A 14,780-nucleotide genomic window follows, 5' to 3' on the forward strand; every position below is an offset into this window, starting at 1 on the left:
GCGGTCTCGGCTGCAACAGCGACCGACTCGGGCTGCACAGCGTCTTCTGCAACCGGCGCGGATTCGGTCGAAGCGGCTGCCCACCCGGCGACGGCGGCGGCCAGGTCAGCAGCCGACGACTCGGTCTCCACGGCGGCGCCCGGCTCGGCCTGCGCATCCACGGCTTCAGCGGCAGCCGGCCCGGACTGCGGATTGGCAGCCTCCGCGCTGACAGACTCGGCGACCGCTACAGCCTGCTTTCCGGTCGCCTCGGGGGCGGGCTGCTCCAAGACGACTGCTGGGCGCGGCGATGCCGGGGCGGCGGCCTTGGCCGACGCGGACTTCTTTGCGGCGGAGCCGGTTTCAGCGGCGGCGGGCGCGGGGCGGCGTTTGCGCGCCTTCGGTGCGGCGGGAGTTGCTGCGGGGGCAGGGGTTTCGGCCGGGAGCGAGACGGCGATGTTTTCGCCGGTTTCGGCCAGTTCCTCTTCCGCCTGGCGGATGGAGTCGAGGAGGCGGGCGGCCTCGGCGGGCGAGAGCGGGTGGGGCGCGGGGGCGGGTAGGCCGGTCTCGGGATTTGAGCTCACGCGGCGGATCCTTCGGGGGTGGCGGCGGCCGCGGCGCGCGCGGCGGCGGGGAGGGCGGCGGCGATGCGATCGAATGCGTCCTCGTCGAGTGCCGCGGAAACGAACCAGGCCTCGAAAGCGCTCGGCGGCGCGTACACGCCGGCCTCGAGCAGGGCGTGGAAGAAGGCGGGGAAACGCCAGGTCTCGGCGGCCTTGGCGGCGGCATAGTCGGTGACCGGGGCGTCAGCGAAGAACACGCTCACCATATTGCCCGCGAATTGCACCTGATGCCGGACACCTTCGGCCGCGAGAGCGTCGGTGAGCAGCGCGCCGAGCCGCTTCGAGTTCCGGTCCAGGGCCGCGTAGACCTGATCATCGGCGGCGCGCAGCGTGGCCAAGCCCGCCGCGACCGCGACCGGATTCCCGGAGAGCGTGCCCGCCTGATACACCGGGCCCAGCGGGGCCAGCCGATTCATGATGTCGGCGCGACCGCCGAAGGCTGCGGCGGGCAGGCCACCGCTCATCACCTTGCCGAAGGTATAGAGGTCGCCGGCCACACCTTCGAGGCCGTACCACCCGGACGCGCTGACCCGGAATCCGGTCATCACCTCGTCCATGATGAGCAGCGCGCCATTGTCTTCGGTGAGCTTGCGCAGACCCGCATTGAATCCGGGCAGCGGCGCGACCGCGCCCATATTGCCCGCCGCGGCCTCGGTGATCACGCACGCGATCTCACCGGGATGAGCGGCGAAGGCGGCGGCCACGGCCTCGAGATCGTTGTAGGGCAGCACGATGGTGTCGGCCGCCTGCGCACCGGTGACACCGGGCGAGGTGGGCAGGCCCAGCGTCGCGAGGCCGGAACCGGCATCGGCGAGCAGCGCATCCACATGCCCGTGATAGCAGCCACTGAATTTGACGATCTTGGATCGACCGGTGAATCCGCGGGCCAGCCGGACCGCGCTCATGGTGGCCTCGGTGCCCGAGTTCACCAGTCGCACTCGCTGGACGGGTTCGACCCGCGCCGCAATGGCCTCCGCGAGCAGGATCTCGGCCTCGGTCGGCGCGCCGAAGGACAGGCCACCGGTCGCAGCCCGCTGCACCGCCTCGACAACCTCCGGATGCGCGTGCCCGAGAATCATCGGGCCCCATGAACACACCAGGTCCACGTATTCGTTGCCATCGGCATCGGTCAGCGTGCAGCCGCGCGCGGAAGCCATGAACCGCGGCGTCCCGCCCACCGAATTGAAGGCCCGCACCGGCGAATTCACGCCACCGGGAATGACCGCCGCGGCGCGTTCGAAAAGCTGGGCTGAGACCGGCACCGACGCCTGGCTCACACGCGGAGAAGAACTCACGGCACCCAGTCTCTCAGCCCGCGCAACACCATCGACGACAGGGTGTAGTGGATGTGCGCCACCCCACGCCGAACCCGCAATCCTCGCACCCCGCGCCTACTCCCGCATCCGCTGGCCACGCCCCCGGAGACCGAGCGGCAACACGCAGGAGTCGTTTGAGTGCAACTTCGATTGCTAGATAGTTGCTGGTGCGTAATCTTTCGAGGTAGGGGCGTCGTCGAGAGAGAGCGGGACGGTATGCGGATTGCGCGGTTCGGTGCGGGATTGGTTGCGGTTTCGGGAGTCGGGGTGGCGTTGGTCGCCGGGGCCGGGCAGGCGTCCGCGGGAGCGCCTTTCGCCCAGTTCGACCAGGGGCGGATCGGTGTGACGTTGTCGCATGACGAAACGGCCGCGGTAGCGGACGGGCCGATGCCCGCAGTCGTGAGCATGTTCGTGCCGCTGAGTCGAATGGGCGCGGGATTGCAGCCGGACACCTCGATCCGCAAGGACGAAAACGGCGGTGTGCACGCTTCCCTGCGGCAGGTGGTGGCGGAGGCCGCCGATCACCCCGACGGCTCAGTCGTCATGTACTTCAACGCCCCCGGCACACACGGCGGGCGCGTGCTGGATATTTACCAGAACTGGGGCTGACCGACGGGAGTGCCACTAGGACAGCGGCACTCCCAAACAGAAGGCGGCCCAGCCGGTGGAGATCAGGCAATCCAGGGGCGCCGGAAGCAGGTCCTGCCAGGAAGTGGGCGTCATGGCGTCCATTGTCCGCGCGGCGGAGCACTTTCAGCGGGCAAGCCGGAAAACGCGTGCCACCAGATCGAGCAATACCAGCCCGGCCACGGTCATCACGACCGCTGCCCCGGCCAGCCACGGCCCCGAATATCGCGAGGCCGAATATCCGGGCGCATCCCCCGACGCCGCGAACCATCCGGTGTGAATTCCATTGCGCCAGCACCACACCGCGGCCACCACGAGCAGCGGCGTGAGCACGAATTCGGCGAGTACAGCGAGCCATCGCATCATCGCGCCTCCTTCTCCTCGTCGCTCTCGGCCTGCTCGGCCTCGGCCGGCTTCGCGGCAGCGCCGTTGAGCTGTTCCACGGCCGCGGTCAGTTCGGTCCGCAGTGTGTAGTGGTCACGCGCCCAGGCTTGCACCAGGCCGCCGTCCCGCAATTTCAGTCCGATACCCTTGCGCCGCCGCGGTACTCCGCTGAGCTCACCGAGCGCCCGCGCCGACTCCCAGTCCTCATAATCCCAGGACTCGTCGTCAGTTTCCGGCAACACCGCGGCGATGCTGCTCAGCGGCAGTGTTTCGGCGCCTTCGCGCAGCGTGTCGGGGGTCAGTTCGATACTGATGTGCCGCTTTCCGGCAATCACCTGCAGCCAGACGAAACCGGCCAGCAGCAGCCCGCAGAAGACGAGTCCGAACCAGTGCACCGCGCCGCCGCGAATAACCTCGACCACCAGGATCAGTCCACACAGCACGGGACCGTAGGCAATGGTGCGATAGCGCGCACCCGGCTCGGAGAACAGAACGTTCGCAGCGGACTCACTCATAGTGAGAATCTAGCGGGACCGCGCTCAGCCGAAGAGACCCGGAATCAACAGCACTGCGAGGGTGAGCAATCCGAACAGGAAGAGCAGACTCAACCCCAGCACATCGCGCCGAAGGCTGTGCGGCTGCTGGATCACCACTCGCATCGTTGCCTCCGCCTCTCCGGAGCCGAACGCATAAGGAGCGACTTCCGGTTCCCGAACTCTCTGTGACAGCCCTCACCATACCCGGTAGTACGCCTGTAACAAACTTCACGGTCCTCACCGCGGCCCCGGCCGGAAGAAGAGCTCGGATTCCTTTCGGTAGCACAGGAATACGGCTCCGCCGGCGAGCACCGCCTGCACGATTCCGGCACACCCGGCGACCACCGCCGCCACACCGGGTTTGGCGCCCGATCCGATGAGCGTGCCCGCCGCCCCGAGCAGCAGGAATACCGCGAATCCGGTGAGTACGCTTCGCGCCCAGCTCTTTCCGCGCGGCAGCTGATACACGAACGCGACCGCGGCCCCGGTCAGCACCAGCCAGAACACCGCGACGAGCACTAGCAGCACCATGATCCACACCTGCACCTCGGCCAGGGTGACCGGCTGCTGCCCCTGCACCTGGTCGAACATCTGCTGCGCCAGCTCCCGCCGCTGCCCGATCGAGGCGATCAGCGACGCGATCGCCTGCACGGCACCGACCGCCAGGGCGAGGTACCAGAGCAGGCCCGCGGTGCGCACATCTTCGGGGACCGGGCGCGGAATCACCGGGGGCGGCATCGGATTCACGGCAAGCAGTTGGTCACGCAAGCCAGTGCGACGCTTCGGTAGCCCAGTAGGTGAGCACCATATCGGCGCCCGCCCGCCGGATGCCCAGCAGGGATTCCAGAATGGCGCCGCGGCGGTCGATCCACCCGTTCTGCGCGGCCGCGGTGATCATCGCGTACTCGCCGGAGATCTGATAGGCCGCGACCGGAACGGTCGAGCGGTCCGCCACATCGCGCAGGATATCGAGATACGACATGGCGGGTTTCACCATGACGATGTCCGCGCCCTCGGCCAGATCCAGTTCCAGTTCGCGGATGGCCTCGCGCCGATTGGCCGGATCCTGCTGGTAGGTACGGCGATCGCCCTCCAGCGAGGAACCCACCGCCTCCCGGAACGGGCCGTAGAAGGCGGAGGCGTACTTGGCGGCGTAGGCGAGGATGCCGGTGTCGGTCTGCCCGGCGGCATCCAGCCCGGCCCGGATGGCGCCGACCTGGCCGTCCATCATGCCGCTGGTGCCGAGCAGGTCGGCGCCGGTTTCGGCCTGCGCGAGCGCCATCTCGACGTAGCGGCGCAGCGTCGCGTCATTGTCGACGGCGCCGTGGTCGTCGAGGACGCCGCAGTGCCCGTGGTCGGTGAATTCGTCGAGGCAGGTGTCGGCCATGACCACCGTCGAGCCGCCGACCTCGTGTACGAGCGCCCGCAGACCGCGATTGAGAATGCCGTCCGGATCGCTGGCCTGACTGCCGGTCGCGTCCTTGTCTTCACTGCGCGGCACGCCGAACAGCATGAGACCGCCGACGCCGGCGGTGACGGCTTCGACGGCCGCCTTGCGCAGCGAATCCATCGAATGCTGGAAAACGCCTGGCATAGAGGAGATTTCGCGCGGTTCATCGAGCCCGTCGGCGACGAACATGGGGAGGATCAATTGCCGTGGCTGCAGGGTGGTTTCGGCCACCAGACGGCGTAGCGCAGGGGTACGGCGCAACCGCCGTGGGCGGTCCATTCCGGTCATAGTCGCATGATATGCCCGCGCCGCGGCGGGCTCGCGGGGGCCTGTATATGTCGGTGCCCCCGAGTAGAATCGAAGATGTGTTCGAAGAGTTCGCGGCGAGATTCGTTCGCCGGGACCCTTGATCGCGACGGGAGGATTGGCCGTGCTCGCAGCCGTATCAAATATGTCCAGCAAGAAATCCATGTCCGATAAGGCGGGAGTGCCCAGGCGGGGGGACGTCATCGATCACGCTTGGACGCCTTTGGCCAAGCAGCCACTACCCGCGGGGCGGCCGCGCTCGTGGTACATCTCGCACAATCGGCGGCTCAAGGCCATGCGCCTGGCCATCGCACTGCTCGATTCCGGCTCGTTCAGCCCCGATGAGGCCACGAACGAAAGAATCAGGGACACAGCGGAAACCGTCGGCCTGCACTGGCCCTCGGATGCGACGTGCCGCATGGTCCGCCGCATGATGCAGGCCCAGCGCTGACCTGCCTGAAGCAGGGATGACGAAGGCCCCCTCGCCTGTACGAGGGGGCCTGATCGCGCTCGGAGTGTCAGTGGGTGCAGGTGGCCGTGGTCGTCTCGCCGGAGCCGGTGTACGTACCACCGCTCAGCCTGCACAGCAGCGGAGCGAGCAGCAGACCCGCCGCCGAGGACGCCGAGCTGGATCCGGTGTCCGCGACGGGTGCCGCAGTATCGTTCGCAGCAGCGAACGCGGGGCTGATCCCGCCGATCAGCAACCCGGTCGAAAACACCACCGCGACAGCGGATTTCACAATTGTTTGGTTCATGTCGAACGCCATTCCGTGAGCTTGATCAAGGACGGTTACCGCAGGCAGGCCACGCGCTGAACAGCCGAGGTCCTCCCGTCCGGAGGGTGCGGGAGGACCTCCGCCGCTCGGCGCGGTATTGCGCCGCTACTGCAGGCAGCCGTTACCGGTGGTGCCCGGCGTACCCGAACCGGTGGTCAGGCACTTCAGCAGGAACGCAAGCCCCTGCCCGGCCGCACTGCCCGAGTCGGTGCCGGTGACGATCGGCGACACCTGCACCGCGACCGGGGCCTGGTCCAGGGACAGCCCTGCGGGGGATGCCGAGGCCGCCGGCGACAGCACCACGGCGAGGGAGATTCCGGTCATCGCGAGCAAGCCAGCTGCCGTGCGCTTCATGGGCGTTCACCTTTCGAAGATCGAATACCGGGGGAACTCTATTGCCCGGCAAGCAATATGAAACGACCGCATTTCCATGGGCAGCGGTCACCCGGCCAGGCCAGGCACCACACGAACGGCCCGGCCAGGCACCACACAAACGGCCCGGCCAGGCACCACACGAAGCGGCCAGGCACCACACGAGGCGGCCAGGCACCACACGAAGCGGCTCGGCATCACACAATCCGGCCAAGCACCACACGATGCAGCCCGGCCGGGCGCGCACCACACGATGCAGCTCGGCAGTGCGCGCATGAATGCCGACCGCGCAGTGGTGATGCGGCGCGACGGGGCACGGGCACGGTTCGAACAGCGAACGGGCCCCGCATCGTTGGATGCGGGGCCCGTTCGGGTCGAATGCGACAGCCTCAGCGGCTGCGGCGGCTCTTCTTGCGGGGCGGGGGCAGCAGGCCCTCGGCGCGCAGGTGGGCGGCGTGCTCGGCGAGGGATTCGACGAGCGGGCCGACCTGGGCGATTTCGGGCTGCACGTCCACACGCAGGCCGAATTCGATTGCCGTTTCGGCGGTCTTGGGGCCGATGCAGGCAACGATGGTGCGCGCGTGCGGCTTACCGGCGATGCCGACCAGGTTCCGGACGGTGGAGGACGAGGTGAACAGCACCGCGTCGAAACCGCCGGTCTTGATCATTTCGCGGGTCTCCGCCGGAGGCGGGGAAGCCCGCACGGTGCGGTACGCGGTGACATCGTCGATCTCCCAGCCACGGTCGCGCAGACCCTCGGCCAGAGTTTCGGTGGCGATATCGGCGCGCGGCAGCAGCACCCGGTTCACCGGATCGAAAACGTCGTCGTAGGGCGGGAAGTCGGCCAGCAGGCCCTCGGAGGACTGCTCACCGCTGGGGATCAGCTCCGGATTGATGCCGAACGAGCGCACCTTCTCCGCGGTGGCCTCGCCCACACAGGCGATCTTCACACCGGAGAAAGCCCGTGCGTCCAAACCGAATTCGCCGAACTTCTCCCAGACGGCGCGCACCGCATTGGTGGAGGTGAACACCACCCACTGGTAGCGGCCGTCGACCAGACCCTTGACCGCACGCTCCATCTGCGCGGGGCTGCGCGGCGGCTCGACGGCAATGGTCGGGACCTCCATGGGAATGGCGCCGTGCATGACGAGCTTCTCGCTCATCTCGCCGGCCTGCTCCTTGGTCCGCGGCACCAGTACGGTCCAGCCGTACAGGGCACGCGACTCCCACCAGGAAGTCTTGGCACGCTTCTCGACCTCTTTGCCGACGGTGACCACCAGCGGGCCGACCATTTCGGAAGCCGCATTGTTCAGCGTCGCCAGGGTGGCGTCGATGGTGCGCTGCTGACGCGTGGTGCCACGCACCGTCACCGCGACCGGAGTCTGCGGCGCCATACCGTGTTCCACCAGCGCGCTGGCGGTCTCGGCCAGGTGGCCCGAGGTGGCGTGCAGTACCAGCGGGCCGGGCGCGGCCGCGACGGCCGCCCAGTCCACCTCACCGCGCACATCGACCTCGGTGTGGCTGGAGCCCAGCTCGATACCGGCGTAGGCGGGCACCGTGGTGCCGGCCGACAGACCCGGTAGCACCTCGAACATCAGGTGCGAGCGGGTGACCGCATTGACCTCCTGGATCACCGAATCGGTGGTCAGCGGGTCACCGGAGACCAGGCGCACCACGTCGAAGCCGTTACGGGCCTCCGCGATCAGCGTCTTGGCCACCTCGGCCGGGTCGCCCAGCGCGGGACGCACATCGACGGGAAGCTCCCCGTCGGGGCCCGGCTCGGCGGCGCTGCCGATGAGGGCGAGCACGCCCTTGTCGACATCGGGATCTGTGAACGCCAGCTCGGCACGCGCGATCACTTCACGCGCACGCACCGTCAACAGCGCCGGATCGCCCGGACCTGACCCAACGAAAAGGATCCGGCCGGGGTGCTTCTTCGTCGCTCGGCTCACAGCTGCACCTCGCTGACGCTCAGCGCAGCCGTGCCCGAAGGCGCTGTGCCTATGATTCGTTCGCTGCGCTCGCTCATCGAATATTCTCCATTGGGCTGGGATTGCTGCTGTCGTCGGATGGCTCGGCCCCCGGGTTCGCATCTCCGGGGTCACTGAGCAGGTCGCGCGCCCCCAGCTCCAAGAGCTCACGCGCCAGTGCCCGGCCCAGTTCCGCGGCATCCGCGAGCGAGCCGACCACAGAAGCCCGGATGGTGTCCGAGCCGTCGATCGCCGCCACGCAACCGCGCAGCGACAGTTCGTCTATCACTCTGCCGTCATCGTCGAGAGATTCGACGACCTCGGCCAGCGCGCCGATCGGGGCGGTGCAACCCGCCTCCAGTTCGGCCAGCAGCGACCGCTCCGCGGTGATCGCGGCACGGGTGCCGACATCGTCGAGAGCGGACAGGATGGTGACGAGTTCGGTGTCCTCGCTGCGGCATTCGACCGCCAGCGCACCCTGCGCCGGAGCGGGCAGCATCTGCACCGGCTCCAGCGATTCGGTGACGGCGTCCAGGCGGCCGATGCGGGCCAGCCCGGCCCGCGCCACCACCACGGCATCGAGTTCACCATTGGCAACTTTGGCAATGCGGGTGTCGAGATTGCCGCGCAGCGGCACGATTTCGACACCGAGGCCCAGGGCCAGCAGCTGTGAGGCGCGACGCGGCGCGGAGGTTCCGATGCGGGAACCCGCGGGCAACTCGCCCAGCACCAGGCCGTCGCGGGCCACCAGCGCGTCGCGCGGATCCGCACGCGGCGGAATGGCCGCGATATCGAAGCGCGGATCCTGCGCGGTGGGCAGATCCTTGTACGAGTGCACCGCGATATCGACTGTGCCCGCGGCCAATTCGTCGCGCAGGGCGGCGGTGAAGACACCGACGCCGATGGTCTGCACCGGTGCGGAGGACTTGTCACCGGCGGTCTTCACGATCACCAGTTCGGCCTGCTGCCCGGCGCCGACCAGCGCATCGCGCACATGCCCGGCCTGGGTCAGAGCCAGCAGACTGCCGCGGGTACCGATCCGCCACGGGGCATCGACTGTTCCACGTGCTGTGCTGTGCACCGTTTCGTGCGCTGCACGGTGCACTGCATCGGTACCTGTTTCGGGCACGGCTTCCCGCCCTGTCTGTGTGTCCTGCACCATCGCTCCGGTCATGCGGTCAGCCCCTGTTCGTCCCCCGAATGGGCGGCGGTGAAATCGTCGGCCAACTGACCGGCCGGCGCGGAGATCTCCATCGGCGCCGCAACCGCCTGCGCCGCACCGGGTTTCAGTTCGAACAGCTCCCGCAAGGCCTCGGCATAGCTGTCACCACCGGGCGTGGACGCCAACTGCTTGACCCGCACCGTCGGCGCGTGCAGCAGCTTGTCCACCACGCGGCGCACGGTGCGAGCGACCTCTTCGCGGTGCGCGGCGTCCAGCCCGGGTAGTCGGGAGTCCAGGCGCAGCAGCTCGCCCTCGACCACATCGGCGGCCATCTGCCGCAGCGCGGCGACGGTCGGGGTGACCTCGGCCATGCGCTGTCCGGCAAGGTATTTGGTGAGTTCCTCGGCGACGATGGTGCGCGCCGCGGCGGTGTCGTCGGCGGCCGCGCCTGCCGACGGATCCCGCTGCAGCGTCTCCATATCGATGACCGTCACACCGGGCAGTCCGGCCACCGCGTGATCCACATCGCGCGGCAGGCCCAGATCACAGATGACCAGCTGTGCGGTCGAATCGGCGGCGGAGAGCGCATTGTGCACATCGGCGATGCTCACCACGGTGCCCACCGCGCCGGTACAGGTCACCACCACTTCGGCCACGGCCATGGCCTCGACCAGCTGCTCGATATCCCGCGCCTCGGCGGCGACACCGTGCATGGTGGTGGCCGTATTGGCAAGGCGCTGTGCACGTTCCAGCGTCCGGTTCACTACAATGATGCGCCCGACCCCCGCCCGCGAGAGCTGTGCCACCGCGAGTCCGCCCATGGCGCCCGCGCCCAGCACCAGCGCCGTGCGCCCGGTCAGCGGACCCAGCACCAGCCGCGCCCGATCCAGCGCCACCGACACCACGGAGGCGCCCGCCCGGTCGATCCCGGTCTCGGAGTGCACCCGCTTGCCGACCCGCAGCGAATGCTGCGCGAGCTCGTGCAGGGTGCGCCCGGATGCCTGCTGCGAATCGGAGGCCGCATAGGCGGCGCGAATCTGGCTGAGCACCTGCTGCTCACCGATCACCATCGAATCCAGGCCGGAGGCCACGGCGAACAGATGCTCGGCGGCGGCCTCGGCGTAGCGCACGTAGGCGTACTTGGTGAGCTCGGGCAGTGGCAGCCCCGAATGCTTGGTCAGCAGCTCGCTGATCTCCCCCAGCGCGGGGTGGAAGGCGTCGACCACGGCGTAGATCTCGACGCGATTGCAGGTGGAGACGATCATCGCTTCGGAGACATGGCTGGAGGCCAGCATCTTCTCGGTCAGCTTGGGGCGATCGTGCTCGGTGATCGCGATCTTCTCCAGCACCGCAACTGGAGCGCTGCGATGCGAGATCCCGACGAGAAGCACACTCATGGCTGGACCACCGCTCCCTTGCTGGCTGTCTCAGTGCCGCCCGACGGCCGCGCTGCCGCATGTGAAGTCGTTATCGGCGTGCAGTTCATCGCCGCCGCATTCCGGGGCGCCGTGCGCACGCCCACCGGATCGCCCGCAGCGGCCACGCTCACCGTCTCCCCGGCGGCCTCCGCATTGCGGGCCAGCTCGAAGGACAGCAACTGCATCTCCACCGCGAGATCCACGCGCCGCACCTCTACGTGCGGCGGCGCGTCCAGCGCGACGGGCGAAAAGCTCAGAATGCACAGCACCCCGGCGGCGACCAGCAGATCGCAGACGGCCTGGGCATGTGCGTCCGGCGTGGTGATGACCGCGATGGTCGGCGCCAGTTCGGCCACCGCACCGGTCAATTCGGCCACATCACGCACCGGTAGACCGCACACCGGCGTACCGATCAGCGCCGGATCATTGTCGAAGAGGCCGACCATGGCGAAACCGCGGCGGCGGAAGCCGCCGTACCCGACCAGGGCCCGGCCCAGATTGCCCGCGCCCACCAGCACCACCCGATGTCCCTCGGAGAGTCCGAGCACATCCTCGATGCGGTCGCGAAGCTTGATCACGTCATATCCGACACCGCGAACACCGTTGGGTCCGAGGAAGGAAAGATCCTTGCGCAACTTGGCGGAACCGACACCCGCCGCGACAGCCAGTTCCTCACTCGATACGATGGCAACAGCATCGTCGGCGAGCACGGCGAGCACGCGCAGATAAGTGGCCAGACGCGCCACTGTGGCCTGCGGGATGTCCTTCTGCAGAGCCTTGCCGGAGACACCACTGTTCGGCGTCTCATGCTGCTCTGTCACGTCGCTTGCGCTCCTCGTCCGGCCGGGGGTGAGTGTCCGGGTGCTTTTGTCGACCCGACACCGGTGACCGTCGCGGGGCGGTCCTATAGACGAGGTCGAGTCGGGGGTTCGGGGTCGCTTCCGCTGAAGAGCGGGTTGCGTGCCACCACCGTAACCGCTTGTGAAGCCCTGCACAAAGTCGGTGAATTCAGTCACTTTGCGGGGGGCCTCCTGCCCCGGGATCATTCAACCCTGCTCAGGTGGAACCCGCTACGCAACGCGCCGGACATCGAACACTCGAACACCCGGTTACGGGGTGGCGTCGGGCTGGTGGGGGGACCGAACCGGACGACCCGCTGTTTCAGCGGCCGAGGTCGGCGCGTAAGCGCGGCTCATCCACATCGAAATAACTGTGTTCACGTCCGTTGAGCAGCACCACCGGCAGCCGATCACCGTATTCGGCGCGCAGCGCCGGATCGGTGGCCGCGGCCTCGTCCACATCCACGGTCGCGACCTCGATGCCGAAATCGGCGCAGATCGGGCGCAATTGCTCCAGCGCGACCGCGCAGAGGCCGCAGCCATTGCGGGTCAGCAGGGTCACAGACGGGGTGGAATCGCTCATGAAAACTATTCAACACCCGTCATGTCAGTCAGCGTCTACGTCCCGGTCACCGCTGGGCGTTACTGTGGACTTGTTCGCGCTAACAGGCGGAGGTACTGGTGCCGGAACGATCGAAAGAGGCCGGACAGGGTTCGAAGGACTCGCGGTCGGGCTTGATCGCGGGCAGATTCGGTGAATTCGCGCCCCGCTGGGGACAGGGTCTGCAGGACCAGTTCACCCGAATCACGCGAAGCCCGTTCGGTCCCAGCGAAGAAGAGGTGCGCGCCAATCTGGCGGGCGAGGCCAGCGCCGATGCCGCGCTCGCCCTGCACGACGCCGAACTCGCACTCTACGACGAGCCGAGACCCGCGATCCCGCGTGATCTCACCGCCGCCGCGTTCTTCGATGTGGACAACACCATGGTGCAGGGTGCGTCCATCGTGCATTTCGCGCGCGGGCTGGCCGCACGCAAATACTTCAAGACCTCGGATCTGGTCGATATCGCCTGGAAACAGGTGAAATTCCGGGTCACCGGCAAAGAGAACAGCGCCGATATGAGCAGCGGTAAGGAGCGCGCCCTGGAGTTCATCGCCGGCCGCCCCACCGCCGAATTGGCGGCGCTCGGCGAGGAGATCTACGACGAGATCATCGCCGACAAGATCTGGCCGGGTACGCGGGCGCTCGCGCAGATGCATCTCGATGCCGGACAACAGGTTTGGCTGGTCACCGCGACACCCGTGGAGCTGGCCCAGGTCATCGCCAAACGGCTGGGCCTCACCGGCGCGCTGGGCACCGTCGCCGAGAGTCGCGACGGGCTGTTCACCGGACGCCTGGTCGGCGATATCCTGCACGGGCTGGGCAAGGCGCATGCGGTGCGCGCCCTCGCCATTCGTGAGGGGCTGAACCTCAAACGCTGTACCGCCTACTCCGACAGCCACAATGACGTGCCCATGCTCTCGCTGGTCGGCACCGCGGTGGCCATCAATCCCGATGCCGACCTCCGCGAGGTCGCCAAGAATCGCGGCTGGGAGATCCGGGACTTCCGCACCGGCCGCAAGGCCGCGAAAGTCGGTGTGCCGACGGCACTTGCGCTCGGCGCGGCCGGCGGCGCGGCGGCCGCGGTGCTCAGCCGCAAACGCGAAGCCAAGGCAAGCTAGCTGTCCCGCCTCTCCGAGAATTCAAGCCCAACTCAGGTGGGGCAACGGTTGCGTCGGCCGCCGGCGGTGGGGTGGGGGCGAGTTGGCTCGTACCCGACGAGTTACCCCGATCGGCACGAAATCAGTTGTCGCCCCGCCGAACGCCTAGCCGGTGAACGGATTCCGGCGCTTTGTCAGCAGCTTGTAGAGCGTGCCCTGAATGGTTTCGCGGACCTGGTCGGTGATCTCGAACATTGTCATCGGATCGTCGGCGGCCTCGGGCTCGTATTCGCCCGTCGGAATCGGCTCACCGAATTCGATGTACCACTTCGACGGGAACGGAATCGCGCCCAGCGGGCCCAGATGCGGGAACGTCGGAGTCACCGGGAAATACGGCATGCCCAGCAGGCGCGCGAGCGGCTTGAGGTCGGCGATCTTCGGGTAGATCTCCTCGGAACCGACGATCGAGACCGGAATGATCGGCACCCCGGTGCGCACCGCCGCCGCCACGAAACCGCCACGGCCGAAACGCTGCAGCTTGTAGCGGTCACCGAACGGCTTGCCGATGCCCTTGTAGCCCTCGGGGAACACACCCGCGACTTCCCCTGCGCGCAAAAGCCTTTCGGCATCGGCAGGGCAGGCCAGGGTATGCCCGGCCTTACGTGCGAGACCGCCCACCACCGGCGTCTCGAAAATGAGATCCGCGGCCAGCAGTCGCAGCATCCGCTGTTTGGGATGGCGATCGTGCACGGCCAGCTGCAGCATCAGCCCATCGATGGGCACCGTGCCCGCGTGGTTGGCGACGAGCAGCGCGCCACCCACCTCCGGAATGTTCTCGATACCGCTGACCTCCACCCGGAACCACAGGTCCGACAGCGGGCGCAGCATCGGCAGGATCACCGATTCCAGCAGGTGTTCGTCCAAACCGAATTCGTCGACCTGGTAATCACCGGTCAGACGGCGCCGCGCGAAATCCGCGGTGCGGCCGACCCCCTCGACCACCGCACCCCGAATCATTTCGCTCAGCGACTTCGGCTGCCGGGATTCGACTTCGGCGAGCCTATCGGTCAGTGAGGTCACCGGCTTCAGGGCCGGTTCACCCGGCCAGACCCGCGACGGCCGATGTCGCGCCTCGATATCCACGTCGTGAAGACGAATCACCTTCGCTACATCATTCATCGGTGTGCTCCCGTCCCAGCCCCGAGCAGGCCGAGAAGTTTGTTCTCTGCGGCGTCGATCCAGCGAGGATCGATCACGGGCCGCAACGCTGCGCCCCCTATGAAGTCGTCGAATGCCTGCACTGTGGTCCAGCGCGGCTGAAAAC

The 14,780-nt window shown here is 67.8% G+C and carries 16 protein-coding genes and 1 pseudogene; 3 read left to right on the plus strand and 14 right to left on the minus strand.

The window, feature by feature from the left end; translation table 11 throughout:
- Window positions 1–559: 559 nt before the first annotated feature.
- Entirely contained in the window at window positions 560–1,897 is a 1,338-nt protein-coding gene (hemL, locus tag JWN03_RS43875) for a glutamate-1-semialdehyde 2,1-aminomutase (RefSeq protein ID WP_297628646.1), read from the minus strand.
- Window positions 1,898–2,134: 237 nt separating this feature from the next.
- Between hemL and JWN03_RS43880 the strand changes: the two genes are divergently transcribed.
- Window positions 2,135–2,527 (plus strand): hypothetical protein, encoded by a 393-nt coding sequence (locus JWN03_RS43880; protein ID WP_297628648.1) that lies wholly within the window; start codon window positions 2,135–2,137, stop codon window positions 2,525–2,527.
- 144 nt (window positions 2,528–2,671) lie between these two features.
- Here the strand turns inward: JWN03_RS43880 and JWN03_RS43885 are convergent, their stop codons facing one another.
- The 4 genes from JWN03_RS43885 to hemB form a co-directional block, all read right to left on the minus strand.
- Window positions 2,672–2,911, minus strand: a complete 240-nt coding sequence (locus tag JWN03_RS43885) for a hypothetical protein (protein WP_297628650.1) — start codon at window positions 2,909–2,911, stop codon at window positions 2,672–2,674.
- Window positions 2,908–3,444: a hypothetical protein gene (locus JWN03_RS43890; protein ID WP_297628652.1), complete on the minus strand. Its 537-nt coding sequence runs from the start codon at window positions 3,442–3,444 to the stop codon at window positions 2,908–2,910. Before JWN03_RS43890 ends, JWN03_RS43885 begins: the two co-directional genes overlap by 4 nt.
- Window positions 3,445–3,702: 258 nt before the next feature.
- Complete coding sequence (locus JWN03_RS43895) at window positions 3,703–4,233, minus strand: hypothetical protein (protein ID WP_297628654.1); 531 nt, start codon at window positions 4,231–4,233, stop codon at window positions 3,703–3,705.
- The gene (hemB, locus tag JWN03_RS43900; RefSeq protein WP_297628656.1) at window positions 4,226–5,203 is read right to left on the minus strand and encodes a porphobilinogen synthase; all 978 of its coding nucleotides are present in this window, start codon (window positions 5,201–5,203) and stop codon (window positions 4,226–4,228) included. Before hemB ends, JWN03_RS43895 begins: the two co-directional genes overlap by 8 nt.
- Window positions 5,204–5,366: 163 nt before the next feature.
- On the opposite strand from hemB, the gene JWN03_RS43905 reads away from it, so the two are divergent.
- On the plus strand, window positions 5,367–5,672 hold the full coding sequence (locus JWN03_RS43905) for a hypothetical protein (RefSeq protein WP_297628658.1): 306 nt from the start codon (window positions 5,367–5,369) through the stop codon (window positions 5,670–5,672).
- 67 nt (window positions 5,673–5,739) lie between these two features.
- Here JWN03_RS43905 and JWN03_RS43910 read toward each other — a convergent pair whose 3' ends face one another.
- The 7 genes from JWN03_RS43910 to JWN03_RS43940 form a co-directional block, all read right to left on the minus strand.
- Window positions 5,740–5,976 carry a hypothetical protein gene (locus JWN03_RS43910; RefSeq protein WP_297628660.1) on the minus strand — a complete coding sequence of 79 codons (237 nt, stop codon included), beginning with the start codon at window positions 5,974–5,976 and terminating at the stop codon, window positions 5,740–5,742.
- A gap of 126 nt (window positions 5,977–6,102) precedes the next feature.
- Window positions 6,103–6,351, minus strand: coding sequence for a hypothetical protein (locus JWN03_RS43915; protein ID WP_297628662.1), 249 nt, complete (start codon window positions 6,349–6,351; stop codon window positions 6,103–6,105).
- A 407-nt stretch (window positions 6,352–6,758) separates the two neighbouring features.
- On the minus strand, window positions 6,759–8,321 hold the full coding sequence (locus JWN03_RS43920) for a bifunctional uroporphyrinogen-III C-methyltransferase/uroporphyrinogen-III synthase (RefSeq protein WP_297628664.1): 1,563 nt from the start codon (window positions 8,319–8,321) through the stop codon (window positions 6,759–6,761).
- A 73-nt stretch (window positions 8,322–8,394) separates the two neighbouring features.
- A complete protein-coding gene (gene hemC / locus JWN03_RS43925; protein WP_297628666.1) occupies window positions 8,395–9,513 on the minus strand; it encodes a hydroxymethylbilane synthase in 1,119 nt (372 codons plus the stop codon).
- Window positions 9,510–10,898, minus strand: coding sequence for a glutamyl-tRNA reductase (locus tag JWN03_RS43930; RefSeq protein ID WP_297628668.1), 1,389 nt, complete (start codon window positions 10,896–10,898; stop codon window positions 9,510–9,512). Before JWN03_RS43930 ends, hemC begins: the two co-directional genes overlap by 4 nt.
- Window positions 10,895–11,740: a redox-sensing transcriptional repressor Rex gene (locus JWN03_RS43935; protein ID WP_297628670.1), complete on the minus strand. Its 846-nt coding sequence runs from the start codon at window positions 11,738–11,740 to the stop codon at window positions 10,895–10,897. The genes JWN03_RS43930 and JWN03_RS43935 overlap by 4 nt, the downstream gene beginning before the upstream one ends.
- 340 nt (window positions 11,741–12,080) lie before the next feature.
- Window positions 12,081–12,341: a glutaredoxin family protein gene (locus JWN03_RS43940; RefSeq protein WP_297628672.1), complete on the minus strand. Its 261-nt coding sequence runs from the start codon at window positions 12,339–12,341 to the stop codon at window positions 12,081–12,083.
- A 200-nt stretch (window positions 12,342–12,541) separates the two neighbouring features.
- Here JWN03_RS43940 and JWN03_RS43945 point away from each other — a divergent pair, with 200 nt between their 5' ends.
- Complete coding sequence (locus JWN03_RS43945) at window positions 12,542–13,477, plus strand: HAD family hydrolase (RefSeq protein WP_297628678.1); 936 nt, start codon at window positions 12,542–12,544, stop codon at window positions 13,475–13,477.
- Window positions 13,478–13,621: 144 nt separating this feature from the next.
- Here JWN03_RS43945 and JWN03_RS43950 read toward each other — a convergent pair whose 3' ends face one another.
- Window positions 13,622–14,635, minus strand: coding sequence for a lysophospholipid acyltransferase family protein (locus JWN03_RS43950; protein WP_297628674.1), 1,014 nt, complete (start codon window positions 14,633–14,635; stop codon window positions 13,622–13,624).
- A pseudogene (locus JWN03_RS43955) lies at window positions 14,632–14,780 on the minus strand (NAD-dependent epimerase/dehydratase family protein); the annotation flags it as partial. The gene JWN03_RS43950 and the pseudogene JWN03_RS43955, both read right to left, overlap by 4 nt.

Source organism: Nocardia sp., assembly GCF_025465275.1.
GTDB lineage: Bacteria > Actinomycetota > Actinomycetes > Mycobacteriales > Mycobacteriaceae > Nocardia.

What these genes read in the sequence shown, in the direction of transcription:
- hemB (WP_297628656.1), bottom strand. Translation starts at nt 5,203, where the DNA reads ATGACCGGAATGGACCGCCCACGGCGGTTGCGCCGTACCCCTGCGCTA.
- JWN03_RS43910 (WP_297628660.1), bottom strand. Translation starts at nt 5,976, where the DNA reads ATGAACCAAACAATTGTGAAATCCGCTGTCGCGGTGGTGTTTTCGACC.
- JWN03_RS43915 (WP_297628662.1), bottom strand. Translation starts at nt 6,351, where the DNA reads ATGAAGCGCACGGCAGCTGGCTTGCTCGCGATGACCGGAATCTCCCTC.
- JWN03_RS43950 (WP_297628674.1), bottom strand. Translation starts at nt 14,635, where the DNA reads ATGAATGATGTAGCGAAGGTGATTCGTCTTCACGACGTGGATATCGAG.
- hemC (WP_297628666.1), bottom strand. Translation starts at nt 9,513, where the DNA reads ATGACCGGAGCGATGGTGCAGGACACACAGACAGGGCGGGAAGCCGTG.
- JWN03_RS43885 (WP_297628650.1), bottom strand. Translation starts at nt 2,911, where the DNA reads ATGATGCGATGGCTCGCTGTACTCGCCGAATTCGTGCTCACGCCGCTG.
- JWN03_RS43880 (WP_297628648.1), top strand. Translation starts at nt 2,135, where the DNA reads ATGCGGATTGCGCGGTTCGGTGCGGGATTGGTTGCGGTTTCGGGAGTC.
- JWN03_RS43930 (WP_297628668.1), bottom strand. Translation starts at nt 10,898, where the DNA reads ATGAGTGTGCTTCTCGTCGGGATCTCGCATCGCAGCGCTCCAGTTGCG.
- JWN03_RS43905 (WP_297628658.1), top strand. Translation starts at nt 5,367, where the DNA reads ATGTCCAGCAAGAAATCCATGTCCGATAAGGCGGGAGTGCCCAGGCGG.
- JWN03_RS43940 (WP_297628672.1), bottom strand. Translation starts at nt 12,341, where the DNA reads ATGAGCGATTCCACCCCGTCTGTGACCCTGCTGACCCGCAATGGCTGC.
- JWN03_RS43890 (WP_297628652.1), bottom strand. Translation starts at nt 3,444, where the DNA reads ATGAGTGAGTCCGCTGCGAACGTTCTGTTCTCCGAGCCGGGTGCGCGC.